General features: G+C 60.0%; 12 protein-coding genes and 1 riboswitch. Of the genes, 10 read left to right on the forward strand and 2 right to left on the reverse strand.

All coding sequences use genetic code 11. The features are described 5' to 3' along the window. Positions 1-14 precede the first annotated feature (14 nt). The 4 genes from EOI86_RS10590 (at position 15) to EOI86_RS10605 (ending at position 3,693) form a co-directional block, all read left to right on the forward strand. Positions 15-1,112, forward strand: a complete 1,098-nt coding sequence (locus tag EOI86_RS10590; RefSeq protein ID WP_205032125.1) for a putative urea ABC transporter substrate-binding protein — start codon at positions 15-17, stop codon at positions 1,110-1,112. Positions 1,113-1,226: 114 nt separating this feature from the next. Next, the gene (locus EOI86_RS10595; protein ID WP_127765016.1) at positions 1,227-2,039 is read left to right on the forward strand and encodes an ABC transporter permease; all 813 of its coding nucleotides are present in this window, start codon (positions 1,227-1,229) and stop codon (positions 2,037-2,039) included. Positions 2,040-2,060: 21 nt separating this feature from the next. Continuing rightward, positions 2,061-2,939, forward strand: a complete 879-nt coding sequence (locus EOI86_RS10600) for an ABC transporter ATP-binding protein (protein ID WP_127765017.1) — start codon at positions 2,061-2,063, stop codon at positions 2,937-2,939. Between the two features lie 4 nt (positions 2,940-2,943). Then, positions 2,944-3,693 (forward strand): SDR family NAD(P)-dependent oxidoreductase, encoded by a 750-nt coding sequence (locus EOI86_RS10605; protein ID WP_161973778.1) that lies wholly within the window; start codon positions 2,944-2,946, stop codon positions 3,691-3,693. Between the two features lie 4 nt (positions 3,694-3,697). On the opposite strand, the gene EOI86_RS10610 is transcribed toward EOI86_RS10605, so the two are convergent. Then, on the reverse strand, positions 3,698-4,753 hold the full coding sequence (locus EOI86_RS10610) for an isopenicillin N synthase family dioxygenase (protein WP_127765019.1): 1,056 nt from the start codon (positions 4,751-4,753) through the stop codon (positions 3,698-3,700). A gap of 165 nt (positions 4,754-4,918) precedes the next feature. On the opposite strand from EOI86_RS10610, the gene EOI86_RS10615 reads away from it, so the two are divergent. Beyond that, positions 4,919-5,686: an SDR family NAD(P)-dependent oxidoreductase gene (locus EOI86_RS10615; RefSeq protein ID WP_240035613.1), complete on the forward strand. Its 768-nt coding sequence runs from the start codon at positions 4,919-4,921 to the stop codon at positions 5,684-5,686. 18 nt (positions 5,687-5,704) lie between these two features. On the opposite strand, the gene EOI86_RS10620 is transcribed toward EOI86_RS10615, so the two are convergent. Beyond that, positions 5,705-6,367, reverse strand: coding sequence for a cysteine hydrolase family protein (locus EOI86_RS10620; RefSeq protein ID WP_127765021.1), 663 nt, complete (start codon positions 6,365-6,367; stop codon positions 5,705-5,707). On the opposite strand from EOI86_RS10620, the gene EOI86_RS10625 reads away from it, so the two are divergent. The 5 genes from EOI86_RS10625 (at position 6,366) to atzF (ending at position 14,393) form a co-directional block, all read left to right on the forward strand. Further along, complete coding sequence (locus tag EOI86_RS10625; RefSeq protein WP_127765022.1) at positions 6,366-7,076, forward strand: hypothetical protein; 711 nt, start codon at positions 6,366-6,368, stop codon at positions 7,074-7,076. The genes EOI86_RS10620 and EOI86_RS10625 overlap by 2 nt on opposite strands. Before the next feature lie 64 nt (positions 7,077-7,140). Beyond that, positions 7,141-7,249: riboswitch (guanidine-I (ykkC/yxkD leader) on the forward strand. Positions 7,250-7,384: 135 nt separating this feature from the next. Beyond that, complete coding sequence (locus EOI86_RS10630) at positions 7,385-8,221, forward strand: urea amidolyase associated protein UAAP1 (RefSeq protein ID WP_127765023.1); 837 nt, start codon at positions 7,385-7,387, stop codon at positions 8,219-8,221. Positions 8,222-8,307: 86 nt separating this feature from the next. Further along, entirely contained in the window at positions 8,308-8,937 is a 630-nt protein-coding gene (locus EOI86_RS10635) for an urea amidolyase associated protein UAAP2 (RefSeq protein WP_127765024.1), read from the forward strand. A gap of 8 nt (positions 8,938-8,945) precedes the next feature. After that, positions 8,946-12,572 carry an urea carboxylase gene (uca, locus tag EOI86_RS10640; RefSeq protein ID WP_127765025.1) on the forward strand — a complete coding sequence of 1,209 codons (3,627 nt, stop codon included), beginning with the start codon at positions 8,946-8,948 and terminating at the stop codon, positions 12,570-12,572. A gap of 3 nt (positions 12,573-12,575) precedes the next feature. Then, positions 12,576-14,393, forward strand: coding sequence for an allophanate hydrolase (atzF, locus tag EOI86_RS10645; protein WP_205032126.1), 1,818 nt, complete (start codon positions 12,576-12,578; stop codon positions 14,391-14,393). The last annotated feature ends 7 nt before the right edge of the window (positions 14,394-14,400 follow it).

A 14,400-nucleotide genomic window follows, 5' to 3' on the forward strand; every position in this document is an offset into this window, starting at 1 on the left:
AAGGAGAGTATTCCATGGTGACCAAGAAGTTCTCGCTCAAAAATTTCTCAGTGGGGAAGATGGCCTCGGCCGTTGCCATCGCCGCAGCCCTGCTGACCGGGGCCGTTGGCGCCGCGGAAGCGAAGACCTACAAATTCGGATACAACATCTATGTCGGCTTCATGCCCTATGGCTGGATGGCGCAAAACGGCATCCTTGAAAAATGGGCCAAGAAATACGGCGTCGACATCGAAGTCATTCAGGTCAACGACTATGTCGGCGGCATCAACCAGTTCACCGCCGGTGAGTTGGACGGCATGGCCGTCGCCTCCATGGACGGATTGACGATCCCGGCCGCCAGCGGCGTGGATACCACGATCATGCTGGCCGGCGACTTCTCGAACGGCAATGACGGCATCCTTTCCAAGAAGGTTTCCGACATCAAGTCACTGAAGGGTGAGACCATTCACCTCTTCGAACTGACCGTGTCGCACTATTTGCTGTCGCGGGCGCTTGAACTGAACGGCATGTCGCTGCGCGACGTGAAGACCGTCAACATCACCGATGCGGATATCGCGCCGGCCTATTTGGGGTCCGACGAATTGGTGCATGCGGTGGCCTGGAACCCGATGCTGCTGCAGATGGAAACCAAGGTCGAAGGCTCGAAGCGGATCTTTGACAGCGCCTCCACGCCGGAAGAAATCGTCGACGTGATGCTGATGCACACGAAGACGGTTGAAGAGCACCCGGAAGTGGCCAAGGCCTTTGTCGGCGCTTGGTACGAAACCATGCAGATCATGAGCAAGGGCGGCTTCGTGGGCGAAGCGATGATCGCGGATCTCGCCGATGCCTCCGGCGGCACCGTGCCGGAATACAAAGCGCAACTCGATAGCACGAAGATGTACTACGATCCGGCCGAAGCCCTGGACCTGATGAACTCTAAGCGTCATCAGAAGACCTGGGACTTCGTACGCACGTTCTCCTTCGATGTGGGCTTGTTCGGCGAAGCCGCGACCTCGGCCGATTTCATCGGCATCGAGTTCCCGGACGGCACCGTTCTGGGCGACAAGGACAACATCCAGCTGCGCATCAACTCTTCCTTCACCGAAATGGCCGTGAAGGGCGAACTCTAAACCTTGTCCGGCGGATAATTCCGGCGCGGCCCACACCAGGGCCGCGCCGGTTCCCGCAAGTTCCGTTCAAGTTCGACTTCGCGCCATTAATTTCAGGCTTCAAGGGTCAGGGTCATGCGTCGCGCCATCAATTACGTGCCGGACCGGCATAGCGGTCTCATTCTGGCGATCTTGCCGTTCGTCTTCTTGATGGGGATATACTTGGTCGGGTCGGATGCCCGGTTGAGCGCCAATCCCGACGACAAACTGATGCCGGGACTGAAAGCTTTCTTCGATGCCATCAACCACCTCGCCTTCACCGAAAACAGAAGGACCGGCGAATACGTCTTCTGGACCGACACGCTGATCAGCCTGCAACGCATTTTCATCGGCCTATCGATTTCCACAGTACTGGCCATCGTCATCGGTTTGCCAATCGGGCTTCTGCCGTATCTGAACCGGCTGTTCGGCCCCTTCATGGCCGCCTTCTCGTTGATCCCCCCACTGGCGGTCCTGCCTATTCTTTTCATCATTTTTGGATTGGGCGAACTTTCCAAAATCGTTCTAATCATCTTCGGCGTTGCCCCCTTCCTGATCCGGGACATGGCAATGGCCACGCTGGCGATACCGAAGGAACAAATCGTCAAGGCGCAGACTTTAAGCGCATCCAGTTGGCAGATCCTCATCCATGTCGTCTTCCCGCAGGTTCTGCCGCGGTTGTTCGACTCGCTTCGCCTGATGCTGGGCGCAACCTGGCTGTTCTTGATCGCCGCGGAGGCAATCGCTTCGGAAGGCGGTTTGGGCTATCGGATCTTCCTGGTGCGGCGTTACCTCGCCATGGACGTCATCTTGCCCTATGTCGCCTGGATCACCCTGCTGGCCTTCCTGATGGACTATTTCCTGATGCTAGGGTCGCGCGCCATGTGCCGCTGGCACCACATCCGTTAAGCCGGAAAGGACCGACGCGGCATGACCGAAATCGCCATCAAGAACGTCTTCAAAGAATACAACCGAAACCCAATCTTGGAACGTGTGAACGTGACGCTTCCCGATCACGAATTCTGCCTGATCCTGGGATCGTCCGGTGCGGGAAAGAGCACGCTTCTGCGCATGCTTCTGTCACAAGAAACGCCGAGCCGCGGCGAAATTCTGATCGACGGGGAACCGATCGACGTCGAACCGCAAGCCGACCGAGGTGTGGTCTTCCAGCGGTACTCGGTATTCCCTCACAAGACGGTTTTGGACAATGTCCTGGCCGGCCCGAGCTTTCGGGAATCGCGGTTCTTCGGACGGCTGTTCGGCAACCGGAAAGCCAAGCTCCGGGACCGGGCGATGGAGCTCCTGGATCAAGTCGGCCTTTCTGATGCCGCGGACAAATATCCGGTGCAACTATCGGGCGGGATGCAACAGCGTCTCGCCATCGCCCAGGCCCTGATCATGGAACCGAAGGTTCTGTTGCTGGATGAACCTTTCGGTGCGCTCGACCAAAGCACAAAGAAGTCGATGCACAAACTGATCCTGGATCTGTGGAACGCGAACAAGATGACCATCGTCATGGTGACGCATGACATCCAGGAAGCCTTCACGCTGGGCACACGGGTTCTTATGGTCGACAAGCAGCGGCGCGACCCGCAAGCGCCGGAAGCCTATGGCTCCACCATTGTCCACGACCTTCGGCTCGACCCGGCCCGAAAAGCGCCCTTGGACCCGAGCGATAACGAGGAAAACCAGAGCATGGAAGACATCTTCCTTAAATGGGCAGGCCGGATGGACCACGCCATCGTCGAGGGTGCCCCGCATCCGACGACGCCCGAAGCCGCTTCGGTTTCAGCGAAGGAAGTGGCCTGACCCCATGCCGAACCAATTGACTGACGGATTGCCGCTCGCCGGCAAGGTATTCGCGGTGACCGGCGGCGCACGCGGGATCGGCGCCGCCATTGTCGCCACCTTGAATGCACGCGGTGCGAACGCCGTCGCTTTCGACATCGATCCATCCGCCGCCCCTGCAGGAAGTGAGTCCATCACCTGTGACGTGACGGACGAAGCGTCGGTCAAAGGCGCCTTTGAATCGCTCAATGCGAAATACGGGCGGTTGGACGGGATCGTCAGCAATGCCGGCATCATGCTCGAGAAGCCGGTAGCGGACACGACGTTGGAGGATTTCGACCGCGTCATCGCCGTCAATCTGCGTGGCGTATTTCTGATGGCCAAATCCGCCCTGCCCTATTTCCGCACGGACATGCCGGATGCGGACAAGCCGCGCATCGTCAATGTCGCGTCGGAACTCGGCCATCTTGGCCGCCCGGAATACAGCGCCTATTGCGCCAGCAAGGGCGGCGTCATCGCCTTGACCCGTGCCTTGGCGCGCGAATTTGCCCCCGGCATTCTCGTCAACACACTGGCCCCCGGCCCAACGGACACGGATATGCTGCGGGCGGAAAAGAACTACGATAGTTGGGTAAAGGACGGCGAAGGCATTCCGCTGGGCCGCGTCGCGACCGCTGAAGAGGTTGCCTTGGCCGCCGCATTCCTATGTGGCCCGGACTCGCGTTTCATGACCGGCACCATTGTCGACGTGAACGGCGGCGCGGCGATGTACTAGAGGCCTAGCTCGCTTTCTTCTCCAGATGGAAACGGCCGAACTGGTTGGTTTCCAGGGAACCGTCGGGCAGTTCCACATTCTCCAGATATTTGAATGTCTGGATGGTTTGAGCGACAAGATGATCGCCGGCAGAGATTGGCCCGTATTTGGTTTCCGTCCCATCGTCGATCAATTCCGGCAAAGGCGCGACCACGGTTTCATAGTCCGTGGCGAAAAAGAGTGGGAAGGAATAGCGCTCCTCGTTCACCCGGTCGACGCGGTGTGAATTGGCGACATAGGTTCCGTTCGACCAGTTCTCCAACATATCTCCGATATTGATGACGAAAGTGCCCTCCACCGGCGGCGCATCGATCCATTCCCCGTCATTGCGCAGGACCTGCAGGCCCGGCGCCGTCGGCAACAGAATGGTGAACAGTTCGTAATCCGTATGCGCGCCGATACCCATGCGCTTCTGTTTTGCCTGTTCTTCCTCGGTGGTGACCTTGTCGGTTTCCCAATAATGGATCAGGCGCAACTGGCTAGTCGGCTTGTTGACGTGTTGGACGAATGTGTCTTCCGGCAGGCCAAGGCCCATGGCGAAACCGCGCAGCAGATCTTTACCCAGCTCAAGCGCCGCAGTGTAATAGCGATCCACAGCCGCTTTATGGGTCGCGACTTCTTCGGGCCAGACATTCGGCCCCAGCATCCGGTTTCCGGCCAGATAGTCCGGGTCATCCGCCGGCAGGTCCATCGCCGTATCGAAGGCTTCCTTCAGGTCACCGCCGCCCTGTCCGTAGAATTCCTCACCTTGTGGAACATAGCCCCGATGGTTCGTGGATTTACCGATATAGTAATCCAGCTTGGTTTCCATCGGCAGCGCGAAGAGGGCCTTGGCGGCCTGCTTCAATCCTTCGACCGTTTCCTTGGGGATACCGTGTCCGGCGATATAGACGAATCCCACATCGCGCGCGGCGCGGTCCAGTTCTTTCACTGCGGCCATGCGTGCATGCGGATCCGACGATCTGAGGCCGGAAACATCCACCAAAGGGATTTCGGAAAAATTGGTGCGCGCCTTGGTCATGTCATTCCCCACTGGAAACCCGATGCACAAAAACAATGTGGTTATTTTGCAGCGCAACAGAGCGCTTGTCCAACCCCGACTGCTCAAACATTATGGCGTACACGGAAATTGTTTGCGGAATTATTTTGCGATGCACAGCGCCGCACTCTGAAAAAGGTATTCAAGGTGATCTCCCTCTATGGAAAGACGGCGCTGATCACGGGCGCCAGCCGCGGCATCGGTTATGGGGTCGCGGAACGGTTCCTGGAAGCAGGCGCGCGCCTGCATATCCTGTCGGAAACGAAAGCCGCGCTGGAGGCCGCAGACGCGCTCGGCAGCCAGGTGACGGGGCATGTCTGCGACATCACCGACGGCGATGCCGTTTCGGCGCTGGTCGCTTCCCTCGGCCCGATCGATATCCTGGTCAACAATGCCGGTCTGGAACGCATTACCGCCCTGACCGATATGTTCGACCCCGCGCCGGTCGTCGAGGAAACCTTCCGGCGGATCATGGATATCAATGTGACCGGCACCTTCCTGCTGACGCGCGCGGTCCTGCCGCTCATCCCCGATGGCGGGACGATTATCAACACTGCGTCGATCTGGGGAAAGACAGGTCCGGCATGGTATTCGGCCTATGCCGCATCTAAACATGCGGTCATCGGGTTAACCCGGGTTTGGGCCCGTGAACTGGGCCGGCGAGGCATCCGCGTCAATGCCGTCTGCCCCGGATGGGTCGAAACCGAACCCGCGATGCTGTCGCTGGAACGGCTATCCGAGGCAACAAGCCGCGAGGCCGATGACCTGCTGGAAGAGATCGTCTCGGCCCAAGATTTGCCGGGACTGATGAAGCCGGCGGATGTCAGTGGATTGTATGTCTTTCTCGCTAGTGATCTCGCCGCCAGCATCACCGGCCAAGCTATCAATGCAGACCGCGGCGAGGTGCAGAGTTAAGGCACGGCTGCCGGACCGTCAGCCGCCCCGCAATGCGTCGGCGACATCCGCACAGGTGGCAATCCAACCGAACAGATGCCCTTCGCTTTGAATTGTTGCCATGGTCGCGTCGTGCAGTGCCATGTCGAATGTTGCGCAGCCGTCGGCCAGGGTCAGACAGCGGTACCCCCTGTCGACCGCTTCCCGCAATGTTGATTGCACGCAGCACTGGGTTGTGACGCCACCGATGATCAGATGCGTGATCCCCTTGGCCCGAAGGCGCAGATCCAAGTCCGTCGCATAGAACGCGCCGAAGCCAGGTTTGTCGATGATCCACTCACCCTTTTCTGGGCGCAAATCGTCAATAAAATCATGGCCGTACTCGCCGCGGATAAGGTAACGCCCCAAAGCGCCCTGCGCACCGATTTCCGCACCCGCTTCCCGGCTGCGTTCCCGTTTCACCGCATTGAGATCGGACAGGTCCGGAACATGCCCCTCACGGGTATGGGCGATGGACAGCCCCGCCGATCGGGACGCCTGCAACAGGTCGCGCAGGGCCGGTACAATGGCCTGAACCGCGCTGCTCTCGCCGTTTGCTTCCGCGTTCTCGATGAAGTCGCGTTGCATGTCGATCAACAGAAGCGCAGTCTTCTCGGGCGGAAAGCTGTAACTGCGATCTGCAAAAGCGGGAACCGTGAACATGTCTGACACTCCAGAAACGACTATCGATTGGCAACGGGGACCGGTACCGGATCGGTACAGGGGTTTGTGGCGCCGGCGCTTGTTGATCGATGCGGACGGCAGCCGTGACGCGGACACCATAGTCTGGTGGCTGCAGACCCGGCAACTCTTCGCCGATATCCGCCTTCCGGGGGACCGCGCTTCCCTTGCCGGGGCAACCTGCTACGCCGATTTGGGCGCGGAAGGCCTTTCCTGCCTTACCAGGCAAGAAGGCTTTGCCGGTGTCCTGGAATGGACGAATACCGCTTGTGCCTGGCGCCGGCAGATCGATTTCCGACCCCTGCCCGGGCCACCGGATGAAGGATGGATGGACGAAGCGGAAGACGGCCTGATGATCGAACGCGGTATCCATCGCGGTTATTTGGAGGAATGGGTGCAGTCCATCCCCAAAGACGCCGCCATGGATGAATGGCTTTGGCATGACGGGTGGGGCGGCGCCACGGTCCTGCGCCTGGGCAATGTCTTCATGCTGGCTGAAGACCGGCGTCCCGCCCCTCCCCGACCAGAGACTTTCGAAGATGACGTGTTGGCCGCCATCGGCAATGAAACGGCTCTGTCGGCTCTGCTTGATTGCGAGATATCCTACGGCAGGGTCGAAGCCGACGGCAGTTGGCGCATCGCGCTCTCCACGATCCCCTGGCGCGAAGGCCAGACGGTCGCTCCACTTTAAGCCCCAATATTTTTTTGCACTGCAACACTTCCCTTTTACGCTCCGCCTTGTATAGTTGTCGTGCAAAGATTGCGGCTAGGGTTCCGATCGTTTTGTAAGCGATGTCTGGTCCGAGAGCCGACGCCTGGTCCACTATCAGACCGGGTCCACGGCGGGATAAAAGCCCGGGAGGTCATGGTGGTGCTGCGGTGCGCCCAACCTCCGAGACCTTGTGTCTCCCGGATCGAAGGACCGCCCCGTTCAGCATCAAGCTTCAATTGCCGGCCGCCCTAGGAAAGGGTTGCCCGGCGGTGACAATGGAGGCGCTGATGACGGCCGAAACAGAGAGCATCGACGAGCTGAAGGCGCGTTATGCCGCATTGAAGGAAACCGGGCAGAAGGAAGGTGAGTTCGAGGCCAAATTGGCCGCCGCCCCCACCGCGCCCGATACGATCCCCGAAGACAAAATCCTGAAGCAGGACGTCGTCCCCGGCGGCTGGTATTGGACCACCAATATCAAACGCGGCCAGACGCTGCGCATCGTCAATACAGAGGCAACGCCCGGCATCGCGTTGCAAGTCTGGAACCGGCACGATCCCTCTGAGCGCTTGAATACCGCCGATACGATCAAGGTCCAGTGGACCGCGCGGATCGGCAAGGGCCGCGTGCTTCTTTCCGATATGGGCCGCGCGATGATGGCGATCACCGAAGACACTTGCGGCTATCATGACTGTGTCGCCGGTCATTCCACCGCGATCACGAACGAGAAGAATTACGGCCCCAGCACCCTACGCAACAGCCCGATGCCCGTGCGCAACAGCCGCGACAACTTCCAGATCGCCGCCGCCAAGCTGGGCCTGAGCAAGCGGGACGTCCACCAATCCTTCTGCGCCTTCGCCCCGGTGATCACCGGCGAAGAAGGCAAACTTCACTGGCAGGATGATGCCCTGCAGCCCGGTGCGTTCATCGACCTTCGCTCGGAAATGGACCTTACCATCTGCCTGTCGAATTGCCCCCACCCGATGGCGCCCGGCGGCAGCTACGAACCGCAGCCCGTTGCCGTCATCTTATGGGATGCAGGCCCGGTCGCGGCGGACGATCTGTGCCGGAACGGCACCGCCGAGGCCATCCGCGCTTATGAGAATACGGATCCGTTGTTTGACTGACCTCTATTGATACGCCGGTGAGCAGCAGGCGCGGACCAAGTGCCGCATGAACGCCGCCCCAGTGCAAAAGCAGGACGAGACAAGACATGACTACATTGAGCAACTTGAAGCCGGAAGACGCGAGCAAGAGCTTCCCCGTCGCCGCCAATTCGCCTTTTTCGACCATCGTGAAAAAGGGTCAGACCATCCGCATCGTCGACAGCTTCGGCCAACAGGCAGTCGATACCCTGTTCTACAATGCCGAAGACACGGATGAGCGGTATTCCGCCCATGACACGGTCGCCGCCCAAGGGGCTGCCTATATCACGACCGGTTCTGAAATTCTTTCCAACGAAGGCAGGGTGATGCTGACGGTGACGGCGGATACCGTCGGTTACCACGACACCTCGGCCGGGGCGTGTTCCGTCGAATCCAACACGGTTCGTTTCGGACACCACACGCGCTTCATGCACGCCTGCCGCGAGAACTTTGTTCTGGAGGGCGGCAAATACGGCATGGACAAGCGGGACATCGTTCCCAACATCAACTTCTTCATGAATGTCCCGATCGAACCGGACGGCAACCTTGCCATCGTCGACGGATTGTCGGAACCCGGCAATTACGTTGAACTGAAGGCGGAGATGGATGTCATTTGCCTGATCTCCAACTGCCCGCAGGTGAACAATCCGTGCAACGGGTTCAACCCGACGCCGGTTGAAATCCTGATCTGGGATTGATCATCGGGATGGTCAGCAAAGTCCTCATCGCCAACCGTGGGGAAATCGCGGTTCGCATCATCCGGACCCTGCGGGAAATGGGCATTGCCTCTGTCGCCGTCTATTCCGAGGCGGATCGACATGCGGCCCATGTGAGGCTCGCCGACGAAGCGGTCCCCATCGGTCCCGCGCCGGTATCGGAAAGCTATCTGAACCAAGACGCGATCCTGGCCGCCTGCAAATCGACCGGCGCCGATGCCGTTCATCCAGGATATGGATTCCTGTCGGAGAATCCGGGCTTCGCCGAAAGGCTGGAAGCCGAAGGCATCCGCTTCATCGGCCCGACGCCGGATCAGATGCGGATATTCGGCCTGAAACACAGTGCCCGTGACGCTGCGGAGAAGAGCGGAGTGCCGCTGTTGCCGGGAAGCGGCTTGGTGGCGTCCCTGGAGGAGGCAAAGGCCGAAGCCGCGCGGATCGGCTATCCCGTCATGCTGAAAAGCACGGCGGGTGGCGGCGGCATCGGCCTACAGCTCTGCGAAACGGATGAAGACCTGCCCGGCCTATTCGACACTGTCCGACGCTTGGCCCAATCGAACTTTTCCGACCCCGGAATATTCGTCGAAAAATACATCGACCATGCCCGCCATGTGGAAGTGCAGATCTTCGGGGACGGCAACGGGCGTGTTGTGTCCCTTGGTGAACGTGACTGTTCGCTGCAACGCCGGAACCAGAAAGTGGTCGAGGAAACGCCGGCGCCGGGGTTGCCGGCGGCCACCAGGACCGCGCTGATCAATGCCGCTCTCTCGCTCGGCCGTTCGGTTGACTATCGCTCAGCCGGGACGGTCGAGTTCATTTATGACGGTCAGGCCGACGCATTCTATTTCCTGGAAGTGAATACGCGCCTGCAAGTCGAACACCCTGTGACCGAAATGGTGACGGGACAGGATCTGGTTGCCTGGATGGTAAAACAGGCGGCTGGCGAATTGGATTTGTCGGTCTACCCCGACATCTTGCCGACCAGTGGCGCGGCCATTGAAGTTCGGGTTTATGCGGAAGACCCGGGCAAGGGGTTTCAACCCTCCACCGGTCCCCTCACCCATGTGTCCTTCCCGGATGAAATCCGCGTCGATACCTGGATCGAAACCGGGGCCGAGGTTTCGATGTATTACGACCCGATGCTGGCCAAAATCATCGTATTCGGGGATACGCGGGAAGCTGCGGCGGATGCCTTGCTCAGCGCCATCGACGGCAGCGGCATCTATGGGATCGAAACCAATCTTGCCTATCTGTCGGCAATCGTCGGCAGCGACATGTTCCGGTCGTGCGATGTCGATACCAAAGCGCTGGATCGTTTCGACTTCGTACCAAGCACGGTTGACGTTCTATCGTCCGGCACTCATTCCGCGCTTCAGGACTGGCCCGGACGGGCAGGTTACTGGCATGTCGGAGTTCCACCTTCCGGCCCGATGGATGCGCTGAATTTCCGGATTGCCAATGTGCTGCTGGGTAATCACAGCCGCGCCGCAGCGTTGGAAATGACCATGGCCGGGCCTGTCCTGCGCTTCAACACGAACACGGTCATCGCGCTGACCGGCGCGGACATGCAAGCCACACTGGATGGCGCGCCCGTTCCGCGCTTTGAGACGACCCCCGTCAAACAAGGCCAGACCCTTGCCTTCGGAAAGGTGGTCAACGGCGGGATCCGGTCCTACCTGGCGGTCGCCGGTGGGTTCGATGCGCCGGTCTATCTCGGCAGCCGCGCGACTTTCGACCTTGGCGGGTTCGGCGGACATGCAACCGGCAACCTCAAAAGCGGCGACGTTCTGCGCTTGAACGGGAAAGTACCGCCCGCAGGGTTTGGGCGAAAACTGCCCGGCTGTCATTGGCCACACCTACCCGAGGAGTGGGAAATCGGCGTACTGTATGGACCACATGGCGCGCCCGATTTCTTCACCGACGAAGATATCGAAACACTGTTTTCAACTGCCTATGAAGTTCATTTCAACAGTGCGCGCACCGGTGTAAGGCTGATTGGTCCGAAACCGAAATGGGCACGGCCCGACGGCGGTGAAGCGGGGCTGCATCCTTCCAACATTCACGACAATGCCTATGCGGTCGGGGCAATCGACTTTACCGGCGACATGCCGATCATTCTCGGACCGGACGGTCCCAGCCTGGGCGGATTCACCTGCCCCGCCGTCGTTGCCAAGGCGGAATTGTGGAAAGTCGGGCAATTGCGTCCCGGCGACCGAGTCCGTTTTCACCGATTGACCCTGGCGGAAGCCGAGGCGCTGGAGAGTAGTCAGGAAGGGTTCCTGAAAGCCGTGAGCGAGGGCCTCGACGTCACACAGTCGCCGCCCCCCACCCCGACGATGCTGCAAGTGTCCGGCATCCGGGAGGACGCCGTTCTTGCCCGCGATACAACAGATGGCGTCGATATCTGTTACCGCCGGACCGGCGAAGATTTCATGCTGGTCGAATTCGGTGAACAGGAACTGGATCTGGACCTTCGGGTCCGCGCGCATCTTTTGATGGAGCGTGTTCAGGCTGAAGGTTTGGATGCGGTCATAGATCTGACACCGGGCATCCGGTCGCTCCAGGTGCATTTCGACAATCGCCGCCTGAAGCCGGCAAATATGCTGGCCCTGCTGCGGCAGTTCCAGGAAGACCTGCCGCCGCTGGGCGATGTCCGTCTGCCCAGCCGTGTCGTTCACATGCCTTTGTCTTGGGATGACGAAAGCACGCGGATCGCTACGAAACGCTATCAGGATCTCGTCCGGCCGGACGCCCCCTGGTGCCCATGGAATATCGAGTTCATTCGCCGCATCAACGGGCTTGAGAGCGTGGAAGATGTAAAGAAGATCGTCTTCGATGCCGACTATATGGTGCTGGGCCTGGGCGACGTCTATCTGGGCGCGCCCGTCGCCACGCCCGTCGACCCCCGGCACCGGCTGGTCACGACCAAATACAACCCGGCCCGGACCTGGACGCCGCAGAACGCGGTGGGGATCGGCGGTGCGTATATGTGCGTCTACGGCATGGAAGGCCCCGGCGGCTATCAATTCGTCGGCCGGACCGTGCAGGTCTGGAACACTCATCGCCAAACCGGCAATTTCAAGGACGGCAAACCCTGGTTGCTGCGTTTCTTCGACCGCATCAAGTTCTATCCGGTCGGTCATGAGGAACTCGCCGAAATGCGCGACGGGTTCCTGCATGGTGAAGCATCCCTGAAAATCGAGGATGGGGTTTTCGATCTGGGCGAGTATCACCGCTTCCGGGCCGACAATGCCGACGCCATTTCGTCATTCCGCGAAATGCGCCAGAACGCCTTCAGCGAAGAACGCGCCCGCTGGGAAGCGCAGGGCATTGCCGCTGTCGTCGATGAAACCGCCATCGAGCCCGAACCGGTCGGCGTCGACCTGCCCGATGGCGCCGCCTTGATCGAGGCGCCGATGAACGGGTCGGTCTGGAAAGTCTCCGTCGAGATCGGGGACCGGATCGCAACCGGTGACAAGGTCGCTGTTCTGGAAGCCATGAAGACCGAAATCGGGGTCGACTCGCCACAGAACGGATACATCACCGACATCCTATGCAAACCCGGACAGATCGTCCGACCCGGCGATCCCCTGCTTGTTATCCAAACGGAGGCCTAGGGCATGACTGTTTCCGTGAGTAAGACCGAAATGCTCGATTTGAGCCTCGACAGTTTGGCGTCGGCCTATGCATCCGGCGACCTGACACCCAGTGTCTTGGTGGCCCGGTTATGCGATGCCATCGACGCCTATGAAGCCGTGGACCCGGCGGTTTGGATCCACCGGATTTCGAAACAAGACCTGCTCGACCGCGCAGCGGAACTCGAAGCCGGCGCGGCGGCCGATAGGGGCCCACTCTTCGGTATCCCCTTTGCCGTCAAGGACAACGTGGACGTTGCCGGCCTGCCATCCACCATGGGCTGTCCGGCCCCCCTCTATATCGCAGAAGAAACTTCTTTCGCAGTTCAAAATCTGTTGGATGCGGGCGCCATCCTGGTGGGCAAAACAAATTTGGATCAGTTCGCCACAGGACTGGTCGGTGTTCGTTCTCCCTATGGCGCGCCGCGCTGTGTTTTTAACAGGGACTATGTGTCGGGCGGGTCCAGTTCCGGTTCCGCCGTCGCCGTCGCCGCGGGCCTGGCCACATTCTCCTTCGGCACGGACACTGCCGGGTCCGGCCGCGTACCGGCGGGTTTCAACAATATCGTCGGCATCAAGCCAACCCGCGGTCTTCTTTCCACATCTGGTGTTTTCCCCGCCAACAAGACGCTCGATTGCCTCAGCATTTTTGCACTCAGCACCGCAGATGGTGACCGTATCCGCCGCGTCGCGGAAGGTTTCGACCCGGAGGACCCTTTCAGCCGAGCTGGAGCCCCCGTGCCCCTGCCGCTGGAAAACCCGCGTATCGGTATTCCCATGCCGGATCAGTTGACCTTCTTCGGCGATGACGCCGCCGCTGAACTCTTCAACACCGCTGTCGAGAAAGCCGAGACGCTTGGCTGGGAAATCGTCACCTTCGATTACGAACCCTTCCGCGCAACGGCGGAACTGCTCTATGGCAGTGCCTGGGTTGCCGAGCGGCTGGCTGCCGTGAAACCCTATTTGGACAAGGACCTTCATCCGGTCACGCGGCAAATCATCGAAGACGCCGGCGGTTTTGACGCCACTGACGCTTTCGAGGCCATCTATGCAGCGCAACGTCTGCATACGCGCTGCGCCATGATCGCCAAAGATTTCGACCTGATCCTCGTGCCGACAAGCCCGACGATTTATCGCGTGGACGCGGTTGAAGACGATCCGATCACCCTGAATTCGAACCTGGGCACCTATACGAATTTCGTGAACCTGCTGGACATGGCGGCTGTCTCCGTCCCTGCCGGATTCCGCGCCAACGGCCTGCCCTTCGGCGTCACGTTGGTTGGCCCCGGTCAAAGCGACGACGCGTTGGCCGTTTTGGCAGATCGGCTGCACCGCGGACTGCACCCACGGTCGGGCATGCAGGATTCGCCGCTGGCGGCCCCCGCCTTGTCGGTTAGGGATAGTGACGGGCTGGTCACGGTCTGCGTCGTCGGCGCCCACCTTACCGGCATGCCTCTCAACAGCCAATTGACCGAACGGAATGCCACCCTGCTGGAAACGACCAGGACCGCGCCGGACTATCGCTTCTACGCGCTGGCCGACAGCGTGCCGCCGAAACCGGGTTTGAGCCGCGACCCGAATTTCGACGGTCCCGGGATAGAGGTCGAATTGTGGCAGATGCCGATGGAATCCTTCGGCAGTTTTGTCGCCCTGATCCCACAACCCTTGGGGATCGGCACCGTGACCTTGGCCGATGGGCGAAACGTCAAAGGTTTCATTTGCGAGCCGGCAGGCATCGCGACCGCGACCGAAATCACACATTACGGCGGATGGCGCGCCTACCGCGCCGACGCTGCCGCATAGATTAGCA

Source organism: Hwanghaeella grinnelliae, assembly GCF_004005845.1.
GTDB lineage: Bacteria > Pseudomonadota > Alphaproteobacteria > UBA8366 > Aestuariispiraceae > Hwanghaeella > Hwanghaeella grinnelliae.